The sequence below is a fragment of the unidentified bacterial endosymbiont genome (assembly GCF_918797525.1).
In the GTDB taxonomy this organism is placed as follows: Bacteria; Pseudomonadota; Gammaproteobacteria; order Enterobacterales; family Enterobacteriaceae; genus Enterobacter.
The window spans coordinates 2,215,860-2,233,936 of record NZ_OU963893.1; the positions used below are offsets into that span (position 1 = coordinate 2,215,860).

Genomic DNA, 18,077 nt, shown 5'->3' on the forward strand with positions numbered 1-18,077 from the left:
GGCTGAGATTCCAGCTATGTTAGTGCGCGAACGGATAAAAAAAAAGCCGCTAATGCATCCATTAGCGGCTTCTGTTCATTCGTTTCCCGATGACATTACGCGTCAGCGGACTTGTCGTCGTCCTGAGTCATACGGTTAAGCTTAGGTGCAGTCAGCAGCATCAGAATCGCGATAACCGCAGTCGCAATACCAATCTGCATAAATACGGTACCGTAGACATTCAGCGAAACCAGCGGGTCAGTTACGTTTTCCGGAACCGCCATCAGGTTCGCTATCTTACCGGCGATAAGTGCCGCACCGGCAGTGGTCAGGAACCAGCTACCCATAATGAAGCCCATCAGGCGCTGTGGAACCAGCTGTGCAACCATTGCCAGGCCCAGACCGGAGATCATCAGCTCGCCAATAGACTGCAGCGCGTAGCTCAGGATCAGCCAGTTAACGGAGACGATACCCGCGTCGGAGGCAAATTTGGTCCCCAGTGGCAGTACCAGGAACGCGCCAGAGCACAGCACCATACCGATCGCGAATTTATGCGGCATCGGCAGTCGGTCGCCCATCTTGTTATAGATGGCGGCAAGAATCGGGCTACCAACCATTATCCAGAACGGGTTGAGCGCCTGATACTGCTCCGGCTCGAAGGCGATACCCAGAATGGAGTGTTCAACGTTACGGATAGCGAAGAAGTTCAGCGACGTTGGCATCTGGCTATACAGCACGAAGAAGATAATTGCTTCCAGCATCAGGATGAACGCAACGATCATTTTACGGCGAGACGCTCCCTGCATGGCGAACGCTTCTTTGGCGAAGATGCAGACGATACCCAGCGCAACCACGCCCAGTACGGCACGTGCAACGCCCTGATTATGCAGCAGCCAGGTCGCGATAGCCGCGAGGACCACAATACCCACGAGCGTCGCCAGCAGTTTACCCATGTGGACAGGTTCGAAGTCTGGTTTAGAACCGTAATCTTTAACCCAGCTACGACAGAACAAGAAGTTCACGACCGTAATCAACATACCGACGAAACTCAGCGAAAACGCCACGCTCCAGCCGAATTTGGCCGCGAGCCATGGGGTCGCCAGCATTGAGAAGAATGAACCGATGTTGATGGACATATAGTACATGGTGAATGCACCGTCCAGACGCGGATCATCTTTGTTATAGCAGGTCGAGAGCAGGGAAGACGGGTTTGCTTTAAACAGTCCATTACCTACTGCGATAGTCGCCATACCCATGTAGACCACAGCGGCGTCGTGACCGGACCACGCAACCAGCGCATAACCGATCGCCAGTACAATCGCGCCCAGCATGATGACACGTTTGGTGCCGAGGACTTTATCGCCCAGCCAGCCGCCAATGGCGACCAGGCCGTACACTAATGCGCTGAATGAGGAGAACAGCGTGATGGAGTCCGCTTCGGACATACCCAGTTGCTTAACCAGGTACACCGCCATGATCCCTTGCAGGCCGTAATAACCAAAACGCTCCCATAACTCGATAGAGAAGATGAGATAAAACGCTTTAGGCTGTTTGAAAGCGTTAAGACTAACGCTCTCATCTGTTGGTTTATTGTTTGCAGTAGACACATATACCTCTTTTTTTACGTCCCATATTAACGGGGGTGTTCATGGCGTGATGACCGTAGTCTATCCGCCTTATAATTATATTGGGAGGGGAAACGGCGGGTAATGTTCACTATCCTGACCTGTCTGGCAATACGTTTGTAATAATCTGTTACATATAACTGACTCGGCATAATCAACGTATCGGACAAATATTATTCAGCGTTAAATTTCATTCGCTGAGTATTAGTGGTTTTTTTCACTGCTCAGAACCCTGTGTAATGGCATTACGGCAATATGTTCTGCTATTTTAGCGATTAAGTAGTGATATAGCCCATATTCTGAAAAATGACTGGTCTAATCTGCGGTAGTGAAGCGTTTAAAACTTGTCTGGCAGTGGGTTTGGGGCGGTTTTAACAACAAAAATTCAACACCAGGTTATCAGAGTGATCCCGATCACAAATGTATAGAAATTTTTGGTGACGAAAAAACAATTAACCTGTTTGAGCGTTATAAGACCGAATAATCGACAGGTACCTGTGCAAGATAAGCGTACAATTGCGGGTGACAGGACAAACTGACAGAAGCCCTGGTATTGATAAGGGCTTGCGTGTCGACAGGTAAAAACACAATCGCCCTCAGGCGTAGACTTTATCTTTATACTCGCACAGATCTTCGATGATGCAGGAGCCGCAGCGGGGCTTGCGCGCAATACAGGTATAGCGACCATGCAGGATCAGCCAGTGATGGCAATCGACCTTAAATTCAGCGGGAACAACTTTTAACAGCTTCTCTTCAACCTGCTCGACGTTTTTGCCAGGTGCAAAGCGGGTGCGATTAGAGACGCGGAAGATATGGGTATCTACGGCAATAGTGGGCCAGCCAAACGCGGTATTCAACACCACGTTCGCAGTTTTACGCCCGACGCCCGGTAGGGCTTCCAGCGCCGCCCGGTCTTCAGGCACTTCGCCACCGTGCTGTTCCAGTAAAATACGGCAGGTCTTGATGACGTTCTCCGCTTTGCTGTTAAACAGACCGATGGTTTTGATATACGACTTCACGCCGTCTACCCCCAGATCCAGCATCGCCTGTGGTGTATTCGCCACCGGATAGAGCAGGGCCGTGGCTTTATTTACGCTCACGTCCGTGGCCTGGGCAGAGAGCAGCACGGCGATTAACAGCTCAAACGGCGAGTTAAAATTGAGTTCCGTTGTCGGATGCGGGTTTTCATTTTGCAGACGTGTGAGGATCGCAATGCGCTTTTCTTTGTTCATGAAGCCTTCTCGGGTATCCCTTCCTGGACGCTGCGCTCGGCCGCACGGCGTTTACGTTTTTCATCAATCAGGTATTTTACCGCCAGCATCATGCCAAGGCCAATAAACGCGCCGGGGGGCAACATGGCCAGCAGGAACGGCGTATCCGTATGGAACACTTCGATGCGCAACGCTTTAGCCCAGCCGCCCAACAGCGCATCGGCCCCGTCAAACAGCGTACTGTTGCCCAGAATTTCACGCATCGATCCCAGCACGAACATCGCGCAGGTGGCGCCCATACCGATGGCAAAACCATCAAGCGCCGACATGGCCGGACTGTTCTTTACGGCAAAGGCTTCAGCGCGGCCAACAACGATACAGTTGGTCACGATAAGCGGAATAAAGATCCCAAGCGACTGGTACAGACCAAACGCATAGGCGTTGATTAGCATCTGAACGATGCTCACCACCGATGCAATAATCATTACATAGATTGGAATACGGATTTCCGTTGGCGTCCAGCGGCGCAGGGCAGAGATGGACAGGTTGGTCAGGGTCAAGACCAGCGTGGTCGCAAGCCCCAGCCCCAGCGCATTGGTGGCGGTGGAGGTGACGGCCAGCAACGGGCACATACCCAGCAACTGGACCAGTGCGGAGTTGTTCTTCCACAGACCCTGAACGATGACCTCTTTAACCTGGCTCATGATGACTCCTCACAGGCCGGAAGTTGATTGAGTTGCGCAGGCAGCGTTTCAGCATACAGCCCGGCTCGTTTGACAGCGTTAACTATTGCGCGCGGCGTGATGGTGGCACCGGTGAACTGGTCGAATTCGCCGCCATCTTTCTTCACCGCGAATGCGCTATCCTCTTCGCCATGAATAACTTTACCGGCAAAGTGTAAAATCCAGTCGCTCATGCGCGTCTCGATTTTATCTCCAAGACCGGGTGTTTCATGGTGCCCGGTCACCCGGGTACCCAGCACGGTTCCGGAAAAATCAGTGCCAACCAGCAGTTGAATCGCCCCCGAATAGCCATCGGGGGCGGTAGCTTCCATTACGACGCCCACCGGCTGGTCACCCTTACGGGCGATAAAGAGGCGATGCGGGCCTTTACCAAGCTGGGGAGCCTCAACCACGAAACAGCTTTTCTGCAGGTTATTATCATAGAACTCGGCTGGGATCACCTGATCAAAAAGCGCTTTTTGCTGCTTGACCGCCTGTTCTTCAATGGTTGTTTTGGTCAGCGCATTGACCAGCGCCGTCAGCCCAGTCAGGACAGCGGCGAAGACAGCCAGCGTAACGCCGTGTTTCTGCATCGTTTTTAACATGGCGAAGCCCTTAACGGTGACCGTAGACGCGTGGACGCGTGTAGTAGTCGATGAGCGGAACGGTGATATTGGCCAGCAGTACGGCAAAAGCCACGCCATCCGGATAGCCCCCAAAACTGCGGATAAGCCATACTAACAACCCTGCCAGCGCGCCGAAAATCAGGCGACCACGATTTGTGGTTGAGGCCGTAACCGGGTCGGTCAGGATAAAGAATGCGCCGAGCATGGTGGCGCCGGAGAGCAGATGCATCTGCGGGCTGGCCATTGACTCAGGGGAGAACAGCCAGCCCAACGTGGAGCAGACCGTAAGCGTAATCAGAAAGCTCAGCGGAATATGCCAGCGAATCGCCTTTTGTTGCAGCAGGATCGCGCCACCCAGCAGGTAGGCGAGATTGACCCACTGCCAGCCTGCGCCCGCCAGCATACCGCTGTAGATGGCGGATTTCATAATTTGCTCAACGCTGTGCCCGGCATGCAGCGACGTTTTAAAGGTGTCGAGCGGCGTAGCCTGGCTGATACCGTCCACGCCCATACGCAGCGCGGTCATATCGGTACCGAGTGCAGTATGGCCTGTAAAGATAACGTTCAGGGCATCCATAAAGCCAGGCACCGTGGCGGCAATTTCCTGCGGTGGCAACCAGTTGGTCATCTGCACCGGGAAGGAGATCAGCAACACCACGTAGCCGATCATCGCCGGGTTGAACGGGTTATGGCCCAGGCCGCCATACAGCTGTTTGGCGATAATCACCGCAAACACGGTTCCGAGCACCACCATCCACCAGGGGGCGAGCGGGGGAATACTGATCGCCAGCAGGAGGCCGGTCAGCAGCGCGGAGTTGTCGCTAAGAATGCGGGAAACGTCCATCTTGCGCAGCGTCAGGATCAGGCCTTCCGCCGCCAGCGCGCTGGCCGTGCCGAGTACTAACTGGAAAAGGGTTCCCCAGCCAAAAAACCAGAACTGAACGGCGATACCCGGCAGGGCAGCCAGGCAGACCAGCATCATAATACGCGACGTCTGGCGCTGGTTATGGGTATAGGGGGAACTTGCGATTCTGAAAACCATTTAATCCTCGTTAACTGCTTGCTGTGCGGCTTTCTTCGCCTGAACGCGGGCAATCGCGGCGGCGACAGCGGCTTTACGCGGATCGTCGTTGGTGGCCTGCGGCTCTTCCTGCTGTGCCGCCTTACGGGCTTTCGCGCGGGCGATGGCGGCCTCGACGGCTGCCTTGCGCGGGTCGACCGGTACGTCGGGTTCCGCAGTGGGCTGTGGCTGAGTCGCTTTTCGCGCTTTAGCGCGGGCAATAGCCGCCTCAACCGCCGCTTTACGCGGATCTGTCTCAGCGTCGGGTTGCTCATGCTGTGCCTGACGGGCGCGAGCCTGCGCTTTACGCGCCTCGCGGGCGGCAATGGCTTCGCTATTATCTGGTTTTTCACCCGCAGGGATCACGATAGCTTGTGCCGCCGTGGCTTTTTTCTCACGCACGCGAGCCAGCGCGGCGTTAATGGCATCCTGATCTTTTCCACCAGGCTGAACGGCGGCTTGCTTATGCCGCTCATGGCGGGCCGCTTTCTCACGCTCAAGCCGCGCCTGACGGGCTTCAAAGCGGGCTTTCGCTTCGGCGGCGCGTTTTTCTTCCATCGAAATAGCATAAATTTCGGCCTTCTCCTGACGGAAGTATTGCACCAGCGGGATATTGCTTGGGCAGACCCAGGCGCAGGCGCCGCACTCGATGCAGTCAGCCAGGTTATGGGCTTTTGCCTTATCATGGAGCTGGCCTTTGCTATACCAGTAAAGCTGCTGGGGTAGCAGGTCGGCCGGGCATGCGTCGGCGCAGGCGCTGCAGCGGATACAGCCTTTCTCTTCCTGCTCCTCACCCATCTCCGTGGGGGAAGGGGCGAGGAGACAGTTAGTTATTTTCACCACCGGAACATCCAGCCAGGGCAGGGTGAAGCCCATTAATGGGCCGCCCATGATCACCATCTGGTGACTGCCGGGGCAAAATTCAGCCTGTTCGAGAAGATGGCGTACCGGCGTGCCGAGACGCGCCCAGACGTTACCGGGACGCGCAACCGACTCTCCGGTTAAGGTCACAACGCGCTCGGTTAAGGGTTCACCATCGACCACCGCACGTTTTACCGCATAGGCGGTACCGACGTTTTGCATCAGCACGCCAATATCCGACGAGCGTCCGCCGTGCGGAACCTGTTTTCCGGTCAGAATTTGCGTCAGTTGCTTCGCACCGCCAGAGGGATACTTGGTCGGGATAACGCGCAGGCCAATATCATGGCTACCGGCCAGCACGGCACGCAGCATGGAGATGGCCTGGGGTTTGTTGTCTTCAATGCCGATGAGCACCTCACGCGGCTGCAGAATATGCGCAAGGATGCGGATCCCTTCTACTACCTGTGCGGCGCAGTCCTGCATCAGCCGGTCATCGGCGGTGATGTAAGGTTCGCATTCAGCGGCATTGATAATCAGCGTTTCAATTTTATCGCCCCCGCCGCGCAGCTTGGCGCCCGTCGGAAAGCCTGCGCCGCCGAGACCGGCAACGCCAAACTGATGGATGCGCTCTATCAGCGCTTCACGGCTTTGGGCGCGGTAATCACTCCAGCCATCACGTTCAATCCAGTGGTCTTCGCCGTCGGCGTCGATAATCACGCTCAGCTCAGAGAGGGCCGACGGGTGCGCCACGGTATGAGGAGAAATCGATACCACAGTACCGGACGTCGGGGCGTGCACCGGCAGCATACGACCGCGACCAAAGGTTAAGGGCTGGCCGCGAAGGACGGTATCGCCTTCTTTAACGCACAGTTCGCCTTCAGCGCCGAGGTGCTGTTTAAGCGGCATCACGTAACGGGTCGCCAGCGGGATCTGACGTAGCGGAGTGCCATTGGACTGGGTCTTCATTTCAGGCGGATGGATACCGCCGTCGAAGTCCCAAATCTTCTCTTTTCTGAAAGCCGAAAATAACTTAAGCATGGTGTTCCACAGGAATATTGCGAACCGGAATGGTTTGAAGATCCCACTTCCAGCTTTCGGTGGTCGTTTCGACCGGACGTAAGGTTATACACTGCGTCGGGCAGGGGGCCACACAGAGGTTACACCCGGTGCACAGATCCGCTACAACGGTGTGCATGGCGCGGGTTGCGCCCACAATGGCATCGACGGGACACGCCTGAATACATTTGGTGCAGCCGATGCAGTTAGGTTCGTCGATCACCGCCAGGACGCGAACCGGTTCCTGCACATCCGCATCGCCATCAGCAGGCTGCGGGTCAACGTTAAGCAGGGCGGCAATTTTCAGCATCACTGCTTCGCCACCCGGCGCGCAGCGGTTGATTTTTTCACCCTGCACGCCCACGGCTTCTGCGTAGGGACGACAGCCAGGATAACCGCATTGCCCGCACTGGCTTTGCGGTAAAAGCGCGTCAATTTTTTCGACAACGGGATCGTCCTCAACCGCGAAACGGCGAGAGGCATACCCGAGAATCAGACCAAACACCAACCCCAAAACGCTGATGGAGGCGATGGCAATCCAGATAGCATTCATTACAACTTCACCAGACCACTAAAGCCCATAAAGGCCAGAGACATTAAACCTGCTGTCACCAGGGCAATCGCGTTCCCACGAAACGGCGCGGGAATGTCGGCAGCCGCCAGGCGTTCACGGATAGAGGCAAACAGCACCATCACCAGCGAGAAACCGACGGCGGCAGAGAAGCCGTACAGCGCCGATTGCATAAAATTATGCCCGAGGTTGATGTTCAGCAGCGCCACGCCGAGGACGGCGCAGTTAGTGGTGATGAGCGGCAGGAAGATCCCCAGCAGACGGTACAGCGCCGGGCTGGTTTTACGCACCACCATTTCGGTAAATTGCACCACGACCGCGATAACCAGGATAAAGGCCAGCGTGCGCAGATATATTAATCCCAGCGGGATCAGGATCCAGGTGTCAATCCACCACGCGCAGATGGACGCCAGCGTCATAACGAAGGTTGTCGCCAGCCCCATGCCCATTGCCGTTTCCAGCTTTTTGGAAACACCCATAAACGGACACAGGCCAAGAAACTTCACCAGGACGAAGTTATTCACCAGCACAGTGCCGACAAAGAGCAGTAAGTAATCGGTCATTATTCAGCCTGAAATAAAAAAGCCGCCTATTATCGGACAAAGCACGACAGGCGACAACAGGTTAACTGTAAGGTTATTACGGGTTCACGAAGGTTTTCTTAACCCGCATCGAACGCTTGAAATAAGGCACCAGCAGCGCGGTCGCCAGTAACGGGAAAAGCAGTTGGCGAACGGCCAGGGCGTCCGAAACCGGTGAAAACGCAAAGGCTTTCACCGCCAGCAGAACTGAAATCAGCAGCCAGATAATGTAGTGCTTAGGTACGCCTTTGCGACGCTTAAAGAAAGCAATGGTCAACCAGAGCGTGTAGTACCACATGGCAATCGCGAAAACGAACGAGATAAACCACAGCGCAATTTTGAGCACGCTTTGCGACATCAACGTCTGCATGGCGTGCGGTGTGACGAGCGCGGTGGTGTAGAGCAGCAGCGCAAGCGTTGCGCTTAATAAAGCAACCAGCAGCCATGCCAGCGGGGCAAGTAACCAGCCTCCAATGCGTTCTCCAGGCGTTGCGGTCATAAACTCTCCCATAGGTCTGCGCGAAAAGGTATACAGAAATTTGCAGGCCGAAGAGTATATAACATTTCGCGCGGATGGCTACTTTCTTATAAAACGTAACGCCATACCGACTTTGGGACTTCGCCAACGTTGAACAAACGACCGCCGGAGACGAGCTCGGCACGGCGATGATCCGCGGCGCGGTACATATTAATAATTTGCTGATTATCCGACAGGGAGTAGTTCAGATGATCAAAGAGTTTTTCCAGGCTTTCAAGGGAATTGATTTTACGAAATTTTAATAAATAATCCTGAACCGTCATGTTAATAATTTTCCATTTAAAAAGGGTAAGATCACTAAGGATAATTCGATCGAATAATAAACGGATGAATAAAAGACGAAAACTCAGGCATCGATTGATGCCTGGAAATGAAGGTTAACGATGTTCATCACAACTGGCAATATGCCGCAGACACATTATGACACGCTTTAATGCCGGAAGGCGTTACTTAGGATGGGCAACAGTGACAGGCTCTGGCGGCTGGTAGTTATCGATATGGCTGGCAACGCCGAGCAAAATGACCGATACCCCAAGAACAATCCATCCCGCTAATTCAATGATTCGATTAAAAATTGATGTCATGATTGGTGTTTGTCATTTATCCATAAATACAGGGTGTAAATTTTACAGCGGCACCTCTTTGACGGCAAGCGCTTTGGGTATAGGTTCTTTAAATGAAATCAGAAGGTTAACCTGATGTAACAAAAAACGACGCATAGAGGATGCTATTCTTCAGGCTGTGGCACATTATTATTCTGTACTGATATCAGAAAAGTCTGTGCGAAATAAAAAATCCTGCCACAGGAGGACACATTTATGAGTGATAGCATCCGCGTCGGGTTAATAGGTTACGGGTATGCGAGCAAAACATTCCATGCGCCTCTGATTGCCGGGACGGCGGGAATGACGTTGGCCGCCGTGTCAAGCAGCGACGCAGACAAAGTCCATGGTGACTGGCCCACCGTGCCGGTGGTGTCTGAGCCAAAACATCTTTTCAACGACCCCAACATTGATTTAATTGTGATCCCCACGCCCAACGACACCCATTTTCCTCTGGCTAAAGCCGCGCTGGAGGCCGGGAAGCATGTTGTTGTCGATAAACCCTTTACCGTGACGTTGTCACAAGCAAGAGAGCTGGATGCGCTGGCGAAGAGCCTCGGCAGGCTGTTGTCGGTGTTTCACAACCGGCGCTGGGATAGCGATTTCCTGACGATAAAAGCGCTCCTTGCTCAAGGAACGCTGGGGGAGATAGCCTTTTTTGAATCGCACTTTGATCGTTTTCGCCCGCAGGTACGTAACCGCTGGCGGGAACAGGCAGGCCCCGGGAGCGGTATCTGGTACGATTTAGCGCCGCATTTGCTCGATCAGGCCGTCAATCTGTTTGGTCTGCCGGTGAGTATGACGGTCGATCTGGCTCAGCTCAGACCTGGCGCGCAGGCCACCGATTATTTTCACGCGGTGTTAAGCTACCCGCAGCGGCGCATCGTGCTGCACGCGACAATGCTGGCCGCGTCAGAGACGCCGCGGTATACCCTCCACGGAACGCGGGGTAGTTACGTCAAGTTTGGTCTGGATCCGCAGGAGGAACGGCTGAAAAACGGGGAGCGTTTGCCGCAGGAAGACTGGGGATACGACATGCGCGACGGCGTGGTCACGCGCGTAGAGGGGGAGGCGTGTGTCCAGGAAACCCTGCTGACTCTCCCGGGTAACTATCCTGCGTTTTATGCCGCAATCCGTGACGCCCTGAGTGGATCGGGTGAAAACCCGGTGCCAGCAAGCCAGGCGATTCAGATTATGGAGCTCATTGAACTGGGCATTGAATCTGCCAGGCACCGCGCGACGCTGTGTCTGGCATGAGTTCAGGCTGGCCGAAAGGCGGCACTGATGTTACCCGTGAGCCACTTTGTCGCGCAGCGCCTGTTTCTCTGCAGGCGTAATGAACGCCATTTCCAGGCCGTTAATCTGCGCCTGGCGGATCTGTTGCTGGCTCAGCCCGGCCTGCGGTGCGGCGAAGGTGTACTCGTGAATGATGTCCACACCCTGAACGGCCGGATCGTCGGTATTCAGCGACGCCAGCACGCCATGCGCAAGGAAGGTTTTTAACGGGTGCTTGTCCAGCGTCGATACCGTGCTGGTCTGCATGTTGGAGGTCAGGCAGGATTCAATCCCGATGCGCTGTTCCGCGAGGAAATCCAGCAGGGCGCGATCCTCGACGGCCTTCACCCCGTGACCGATACGTTCCGCCCCCAGTTCACGAATGGCCTGCCAGATGCTTTCCGGGCCCGCGGCTTCACCTGCATGAACGGTGATATGCCAGCCTGCGTCGCGTGCGCGGTTGAAGTGAGAAAGAAACAGGCTCCCCGGGAAGCCCAGTTCATCACCCGCCAGATCAACCGCGGTGATGTGGTCGCGATGCGCCAGCAGCGCGTCCAGTTCCTGCAGGCAGGCCGCTTCGCCAAAGGTACGGCTCATAATACCAATCAGGCGCGCCTGCACGTCGAATGCGTTACAGCCTTCACGCACGCCTTCAATTACGGCTTCCACTACGCCCGCTACCGGCAGGCTGTGGGTCATCGCCATATAGCCTGGGGAAAAACGCAGCTCAACATAGTGCAGGCCGTTTCGGGCGGCATCTTCAACGTTTTCGAAAGCGACGCGGCGGCAGGCGTCCAGTGAGGCCAGCATCTTCACACCCCAGTCGAGTTTGCTCAGAAAACTCACCAGGTCTGGTTCATTTGAGGTGACCTGAACGTGCGGAATCAAGGTTTCAAGCGTTTGCGCAGGCAGGGTTAAATTGAACTGGCGGCCAAGATCGAGAATGGTTTGGGCACGAATGTTTCCGTCGAGATGACGATGAATATCAGTTAAGGGCAGGCGTGTATCAATCATGGTCGCACTCTTTTCAGATTAAAGTGCGCCACAGTATAGAAACAAAACGGGATAAAAAGCGAATTGCGCAAAGGAATATTCCATTGCGCAACGCCATTACTGGAGTGAGGCGATCCCGGCAATGAGCCGTTGCACTCCTTGCTCGAGCTTGCTGCGTGGGCAACCCACATTGAGGCGAATAAAACCCTTGCCTTCGCGACCGTAGGTATAACCCGGCATGATCGCCACTTTTTGCTGCTCTATAAGCACCTTTTGCAGCGCGTTATCGTCAATGCCTAACGGGCGCAGATCGATCCAGGCGAGATAGGTTGCCTCGGGCGGCTGCCAGTTGAGTTGCTCAAAAGCCTGGTTTAATTCACGCGCCACGTACTGCAAATTTTCCTGCAGATACGCGCGCAACCCTTCAAGCCAGGGCTCGCCCTGCTGATAAGCCGCGATGTGTGCCGTTAACGTCAGCACTGAAGGCGAAGATAAGCCGTCACGCCCTTTGAGCGCACGCAGGTAACGAGTACGGCTTTCTTCGTCGCCAATGAGACCGTAAGCGCCCGTCAATGCCGGAATGTTAAAGCTTTTGGAACCTGAGGTCAGTAGCGCCCATGTGCCGCGCGCCACGTCGTTCCACGGCGTATGACGATGTTCACCCCACACCATATCCATATGGATTTCATCGCTTATCACCGCCACGTCGTAGCGGGCGCAAAGTTCAGCCATAACGGTTAGCTCATGACGCGTCCAGACCTTACCCGTTGGGTTTTGCGGGCTACACAATAGCAGAATTTTGTTCTCCGGCTTCGCAAGCGCAGTTTCAAGCGCCTGCATATCGCCTTGCCAGCCGGTGGTTTGTTTCAGCATCCCCACAGGCACTACGTTGCGCTGATTACCTTCGATCGCGTGATAAAACGCATCGTAGGCCGGAGTATGCACTACCACGCCATCACCGGGCTGTGACCAGATACGAATCAGTTCCGAGACCATATAGATGACGGAAGGGCCATAAACCACCGATTCCCTGTCGATGCGGCTGTTAAAGCGTTGCTGGAACCAGTGGGCGACCGCGGCCAGGAACGCATCGTTTTTCCAGCGGCTATAACCAAACACGCCGTGATCAATGCGTTGCTGCAGCGCGTCGATGATGCAAGGCGCGGTGGCAAAATCCATATCCGAGATAGTGAAGGGCAGCAGGTCGGCAGCGCCAAACCGGTCAGCGACATAATCCCACTGCGTACACCAGGTGCCGTGACGATCCACGACGGCAGAAAAATCAAACATGACGTTGTTCCTTAAAGTAAAACCCCCTCATGGTGAGGGGGCTGAGGCATCAGGCTTCTACTGTTCGCATCAGGGTCGCCAGTTCATCTTTCACCGACTGTACCTGCGGGCCAATGACAACCTGCAAATTATGCTGATTTAACTGTACCACGCCGATGGCACGGTTAGCTTTTAGCGCGTTGCTGTCCACTTTAGACATATCCGCAACCGATAAACGCAGACGGGTAATGCAGTTATCCAGAGAGGTGATGTTATCGGCACCGCCCAGCGCCGCCAGAATAGCAGGGGTGTTATAACCAGATTTCCCCACGCTGCCCGCAACCGCCGGTTCCACGCTGGTGGTCGTGTCAACGTCCCGACCCGGCGTTTTGAGGTTGAAGCGGGTGATGGCGAAGCGGAACAGCCCGTAGTAGACCGCGAACCAGATCGCCGCCACAATCGGCACCAGGTACCATTTCGTCGACAAGCCATGCAAGATACCGAACACCACGAAGTCGATCACGTTGCCGTCGGTGTTACCGATGGTCACGCCAAGTACCGCCATCACGGTGAAACCCAGACCGGTCAGCACGGCGTGGATGAGGTACAGCACCGGCGCGACAAACAAGAACAGGAATTCAATTGGCTCCGTTGTCCCGCCGACCACACAGGCAATTACGCCGGAAATCAACAGGCCTTTAATTTTATGGCGGTTTTCCGGACGAGCACAGTGATACATCGCCAGCGCGGCACCCGGCAGGCCGCCGAGGAAGGCCGGCATTTTACCCTGAGACAGGAAGCGCGTTGCGCTCTCAGAGAAGCCATGCGTCGTGGGGCAGCTCAGTTGCGCCTGGAAGATGGTCAGCGCACCGCTCACGTTTTGTCCGCACACGTCCATCGTGCCTCCCGCTTCGGTGAAGCGGATCAAGGCGACCAGAATATGTTGCAGACCAAACGGCAGCAGCAAACGTTCACCGGTACCAAAGATCATCGGGCCAAAATCACCGGCACCGTTGATAATACGGCCAATGCCGGAAATACCCAGCGCAAACACGGGCCAGATAAGCGGGATGATCAGACCGAACAGCCCCATGACCACGAGGGTAACGATAGGCACAAAGCGGGTGCCGCCGAAGAACGCCAGCGCGTCCGGCAGGCGGATATTATGAAAACGTTCGTGTAGCATCCAGATGATGACGCCCGCCATTACCGCCCCGAGGATCCCGGTATCGATAGACTGGATCCCAATCACGCTCTGGATGTTGTTGGCTTTCAGCACCGCGGCATCGGTAGTGGGTAGGATGCCTTTTGCCGTCAGCCAGAAGTTGACCGCCAGGTTCATCACCGCATAACCCACGAAGCCGGCAAAGGCGGCAACGCCTTTATTTTCCCGCGCCAGGCCCAGCGGAATAGCGATGCAGAACATCACTGGCAGGAAGCTAAATGCAAAGGAGCCGACCTTGCTCATCCATACAAAGATCGCCTGCAGCACAGGGTTGCCGAGGAACGGGAGTAAAGTGATAACATCGTTGCTGCTCAGCGAGCTGCCGATCCCGAGCATGATCCCGCAGAATGAGAGCAGGGCCACGGGCAGCATGAAGGTTTTACCCAGTTGCTGGAAAAATTCCCACAGCGATATTTTTGGTGTTGCTTTCGTCGTCATAAAACGACTCCTTTATCGTTAACGTCAGTTTATCCACCTCATGAGAAGATAAAACGTTTTATCAAACTTTAGTGCGCGCTAAATCACATTCTTAGGCTTTGACTGGGAGTATAAAGATAACGTATTGATAAAACGTTTTACCGATCTCATTTTAGGGAGTCACGCCTGTATATGGCTGTAGCGAAGAAGATTACCATCAACGATGTCGCCCACGCGGCTGGGGTTTCCGTCAGCACCGTATCCCTGGTATTGAGCGGGAAAGGTCGTATCTCATCTGCGACCGGACAACGGGTAAACGAAGCGGTAGAGCAACTGGGGTTTGTGCGTAATCGCCAGGCTTCAGCGCTGCGCGGTGGGCAAAGCGGGGTGATTGGTTTGATCGTACGTGATTTGACATCGCCCTTTTATGCTGAGCTAACAGCCGGGCTTACCGAAGCGCTTGAAGCACAGGGAAGAATGGTGTTTTTACTGCACGGCGGGCGCGAGGTCGATCAGCTGCTTTCCCGCCTCGATATGTTGTTAAACCAGGGGGTTGACGCCGTGATCGTGGCCGGAGCATCGGGCCTCGGCAAGGCGTTGTGCGAACGCGCAGCCGGGAAAGGCGTGCCGCTGGTATTCGCCTCGCGCGCCAGCTACCTGGACGAAGCCGATACGTTACGACCGGACAACATGCAGGCCGCGCAAATGTTGACCGAACATCTTATTCATCGCGGTCATCAGCGTATCGCCTGGCTTGGCGGTGAAAGTGCGTCCCTGACCCGAGCCGAGCGGGTGGGCGGCTACTGTTCAACCCTCATCAAATACGGCCTCCCGTTCCACAGTGAATGGGTGGTCGAGTGTGCTTCCAGCCAGAAGTCTGCGGCCGAAGCGATAAACACGTTGTTACGCAGCAGCCCAACGATCAGCGCCGTAATTTGCTACAACGAAACCATCGCCATGGGGGCGTGGTTTGGTTTACTTCGCGCCGGACGTCAGAGCGGCGAGGGCGGGGTAGAGACCTTCTTCGGCCATCAGGTGGCGTTAGGTGCATTTGCCGACGTCAGTGAAAATGCGCTGGACGATCTCCCCATCGTCTGGGCCACCACGCCCGCCCGCGAAATGGGCTACACGCTGGCGGACAGAATAATGCAGCGAATAGAGAACGCAGACGTCCAGACCGGCCACCAGATTGTCTCGGCGCGGCTGGTGACGACGAAGTAGTCGCTTGTCCCTCTCAGGTTTATCTGGCTGACCCTTCTCCGGCCACGGGCTGGAGAGAAGGGTGTAATTATATCCCACACCAATGTAATGGCTTACATTGAATCTCCCTGATAATAAAGATATATATTCAGCCACCGCGAATGGAGCAACCCTGCCGTCTGGCCGTTCATGTTGTTGAAATCAGCATGGTCCCAGTTTTAGGGTAACGGACGTGACGTGAGGCGCGGATGAAATTATATAACACCTTGTTTAAAAAGGAGAAAATATCATGCCTGAAAAGATAGATTTCAATACATCCCTGACATGGGATAGCCCCCTGATTAATAATGAACTTCTTGCGGAAACAATGGCCGATATCTTCCAGATCGAAGTTGAACAGTGGGCTCAACGCGAAATATCCAACGGGGCTGATGCGGCTGATATTGAAAAAGCGACGCGCGCGCTGTTGCAGGGCGGGCACGAAATCAATCTGGCTGGTCTTGATCTCACGTCTCTGCCCAATGTTATTTTACCTTCTGGTGTTTTGCGCCTGGATCTGTCGGGTAATCCGCAACTGGCCACAATCCCAGTCCGCTTTCTCAGCCAGTCCCCGGATGCCTTGATTGTCTCTGATGTGTCGTAGCTCTCCTTTCTGCGACAGCAGTTAAACGAAAAGCTACCGATGCCGTGTATGAGAGCGATGAAGTCCCGCAGGTGTTTGCGTCCAGCAAGCGTCCCAGGCTGCAGTAATAGGGTGCCAGATGGCAGCAAGTATGTGAGGGCAAACCAGGCAGGGGGGAATGGAGTGCCTGACAACGCTATTTATAACTCATCTTTGACATGGGATTCCCCGCTGTTTGACGATGAGCCTGTCATCCACCCACCAGTCGCTGTTTTCGAGGAGACGGTGCAGCACTGGGCAGAGCGTGAGTTATCCATGGGGACTGATGAGGCTAATATAATAAAAGCAGCACATGCCCTGCTCTACGGGGGGAGCGTCATTGACCTGGCCGGCCTAAATCTTACCTCTTTGCCTGATGTCACGCTCCCTTCGGGTGTCCTGAGGCTGGATCTTTCGAATAATCCGCAACTGACCGCTCTCCCTGCACGCTTTCTTGACCAGTCACCGTTTATCTATATTGTTATTGATTACACGCCTCTCTCCGGTGAGACCATCCGCTTTTTTGAGGCGCGCCTTGGGAGCATTCTCTTTCACTATGAACAACACCCAACTGGTGTCTCAGAGCCGCATGGGTGCAGCTTTTACCCAGAGCAACTCTTCACAGACGTGGGAATAAACCCGCTCAAAGATACGCCTCCTGATGGGACCCTTAATCCGTCCGTTATGGAACAGAATTTACTGTTACCTGAACACCGGGCATGGCTTAAGACCAATGTGGACGATAGAGTGTCTGGCGGCATAGTGAAAGCAAAAAGGCTTGCCACCCTGCTTGAGGGTGCTGAACCCTTGCCAAAGGGCCTTACCCAGGCAAACGTGGCCAGCCACTATGGGTTTAATACTCACATCCTGTACTCTGCCCTCGGCGAGGTTCGGCGGGCTAAAGTTTCTGTGCGAAGGCTTTCAGCCGTACACCGGAGATGGCTGGCGCGACACCTGGGTGAACCTGTGGCCAGCGTGAAGATGCTGGCGACCCTGTGCCTTGCCCACAGACCGTACCCGGCAGGCCTCACTGAGTTACTGATTGCCCGGTACTATAATGTCAAACGTACTACCCTCCATAATGCCATCGCACGAATCAGTCCGCCGGAAGTAGTGCCTCCATTGTCAGAGACGATGAGGGCGTGGCTTGCCTTGCACTGGGACGATAAAGTGCCTGAAGGCGAAGGGAAAATGGATGCGGTGGTTGCCCTCTATCTGGCCCATATCCCGTTACCAACGGGCCTCACCTGTGCGCAGATTGCAGTGCATTACAGGTTAAAATTTTCCACCTTTGAGTCATCCATCCAGCGATGCAGAACCCAGGAACCGCAACCTCCGCAATCAGACATCTTACTGACGTGGCTTGAGCAGCATTGGGACCCGCAGATGGCAGACATAAAGAGCAAGGGGGGAAAAACAAAGGCGCTGGCTGCCCTGTTTGTGTCCGATAACGCGAGACCGGAGGATCTCACCAGGATGCAGATTGCCGGGTACTACAAGTTAACGTATAACGCCCTTACTAAGGCCATCCTAAGAGCGAAGAAAACACAGGTACCGCAACGGTTGCGGATTGAGAATGCTGGCGTGCACAACAGGGAGAATTGA

General features: G+C 54.7%; 18 protein-coding genes. 4 read left to right on the forward strand and 14 right to left on the reverse strand.

The annotated features are described in order from the left end of the window. Positions 1 to 95 precede the first annotated feature (95 nt). From dtpA to blr, 11 genes are all read right to left on the reverse strand, one after another. Positions 96 to 1,586, reverse strand: coding sequence for a dipeptide/tripeptide permease DtpA (gene dtpA, locus NL510_RS10595; RefSeq protein WP_253384376.1), 1,491 nt, complete (start codon positions 1,584 to 1,586; stop codon positions 96 to 98). Between the two features lie 614 nt (positions 1,587 to 2,200). Then, on the reverse strand, positions 2,201 to 2,836 hold the full coding sequence (nth, locus tag NL510_RS10600) for an endonuclease III (RefSeq protein ID WP_253384378.1): 636 nt from the start codon (positions 2,834 to 2,836) through the stop codon (positions 2,201 to 2,203). Continuing rightward, positions 2,833 to 3,519: an electron transport complex subunit E gene (locus NL510_RS10605; protein ID WP_253384384.1), complete on the reverse strand. Its 687-nt coding sequence runs from the start codon at positions 3,517 to 3,519 to the stop codon at positions 2,833 to 2,835. The genes nth and NL510_RS10605 overlap by 4 nt, the downstream gene beginning before the upstream one ends. Further along, a complete protein-coding gene (rsxG, locus tag NL510_RS10610; RefSeq protein ID WP_253384390.1) occupies positions 3,516 to 4,142 on the reverse strand; it encodes an electron transport complex subunit RsxG in 627 nt (208 codons plus the stop codon). Before rsxG ends, NL510_RS10605 begins: the two co-directional genes overlap by 4 nt. Before the next feature lie 10 nt (positions 4,143 to 4,152). After that, positions 4,153 to 5,205: an electron transport complex subunit RsxD gene (gene rsxD, locus NL510_RS10615; protein ID WP_253384392.1), complete on the reverse strand. Its 1,053-nt coding sequence runs from the start codon at positions 5,203 to 5,205 to the stop codon at positions 4,153 to 4,155. Then, on the reverse strand, positions 5,206 to 7,122 hold the full coding sequence (rsxC, locus tag NL510_RS10620; protein WP_253384394.1) for an electron transport complex subunit RsxC: 1,917 nt from the start codon (positions 7,120 to 7,122) through the stop codon (positions 5,206 to 5,208). It abuts the gene before it with no gap. After that, on the reverse strand, positions 7,115 to 7,693 hold the full coding sequence (gene rsxB / locus NL510_RS10625; RefSeq protein WP_253384395.1) for an electron transport complex subunit RsxB: 579 nt from the start codon (positions 7,691 to 7,693) through the stop codon (positions 7,115 to 7,117). The genes rsxC and rsxB overlap by 8 nt, the downstream gene beginning before the upstream one ends. Beyond that, complete coding sequence (gene rsxA / locus NL510_RS10630; RefSeq protein ID WP_253384404.1) at positions 7,693 to 8,274, reverse strand: electron transport complex subunit RsxA; 582 nt, start codon at positions 8,272 to 8,274, stop codon at positions 7,693 to 7,695. Before rsxA ends, rsxB begins: the two co-directional genes overlap by 1 nt. Before the next feature lie 76 nt (positions 8,275 to 8,350). Then, positions 8,351 to 8,791, reverse strand: a complete 441-nt coding sequence (locus tag NL510_RS10635) for a DUF2569 domain-containing protein (protein ID WP_253384406.1) — start codon at positions 8,789 to 8,791, stop codon at positions 8,351 to 8,353. 86 nt (positions 8,792 to 8,877) lie between these two features. Continuing rightward, positions 8,878 to 9,093 (reverse strand): transcription modulator YdgT, encoded by a 216-nt coding sequence (gene ydgT / locus NL510_RS10640; RefSeq protein WP_253384408.1) that lies wholly within the window; start codon positions 9,091 to 9,093, stop codon positions 8,878 to 8,880. Between the two features lie 183 nt (positions 9,094 to 9,276). After that, positions 9,277 to 9,414, reverse strand: a complete 138-nt coding sequence (gene blr, locus NL510_RS10645) for a division septum protein Blr (protein WP_253384410.1) — start codon at positions 9,412 to 9,414, stop codon at positions 9,277 to 9,279. A 234-nt stretch (positions 9,415 to 9,648) separates the two neighbouring features. On the opposite strand from blr, the gene NL510_RS10650 reads away from it, so the two are divergent. After that, positions 9,649 to 10,689, forward strand: coding sequence for an oxidoreductase (locus NL510_RS10650; RefSeq protein WP_253384412.1), 1,041 nt, complete (start codon positions 9,649 to 9,651; stop codon positions 10,687 to 10,689). Between the two features lie 30 nt (positions 10,690 to 10,719). On the opposite strand, the gene add is transcribed toward NL510_RS10650, so the two are convergent. From add to malX, 3 genes are all read right to left on the reverse strand, one after another. Next, positions 10,720 to 11,721, reverse strand: coding sequence for an adenosine deaminase (gene add / locus NL510_RS10655; protein ID WP_253384414.1), 1,002 nt, complete (start codon positions 11,719 to 11,721; stop codon positions 10,720 to 10,722). Between the two features lie 96 nt (positions 11,722 to 11,817). Continuing rightward, the gene (locus tag NL510_RS10660; protein ID WP_253384416.1) at positions 11,818 to 12,990 is read right to left on the reverse strand and encodes a MalY/PatB family protein; all 1,173 of its coding nucleotides are present in this window, start codon (positions 12,988 to 12,990) and stop codon (positions 11,818 to 11,820) included. A 49-nt stretch (positions 12,991 to 13,039) separates the two neighbouring features. Continuing rightward, the gene (gene malX, locus NL510_RS10665) at positions 13,040 to 14,632 is read right to left on the reverse strand and encodes a maltose/glucose-specific PTS transporter subunit IIBC (RefSeq protein WP_253384418.1); all 1,593 of its coding nucleotides are present in this window, start codon (positions 14,630 to 14,632) and stop codon (positions 13,040 to 13,042) included. 171 nt (positions 14,633 to 14,803) lie between these two features. Here malX and NL510_RS10670 point away from each other — a divergent pair, with 171 nt between their 5' ends. The 3 genes from NL510_RS10670 (at position 14,804) to NL510_RS10680 (ending at position 18,077) form a co-directional block, all read left to right on the forward strand. Continuing rightward, on the forward strand, positions 14,804 to 15,832 hold the full coding sequence (locus NL510_RS10670) for a Mal regulon transcriptional regulator MalI (RefSeq protein WP_253384421.1): 1,029 nt from the start codon (positions 14,804 to 14,806) through the stop codon (positions 15,830 to 15,832). Positions 15,833 to 16,100: 268 nt separating this feature from the next. After that, complete coding sequence (locus tag NL510_RS10675; protein WP_253384423.1) at positions 16,101 to 16,454, forward strand: hypothetical protein; 354 nt, start codon at positions 16,101 to 16,103, stop codon at positions 16,452 to 16,454. Positions 16,455 to 16,616: 162 nt separating this feature from the next. Then, positions 16,617 to 18,077: a hypothetical protein gene (locus tag NL510_RS10680; RefSeq protein ID WP_253384429.1), complete on the forward strand. Its 1,461-nt coding sequence runs from the start codon at positions 16,617 to 16,619 to the stop codon at positions 18,075 to 18,077.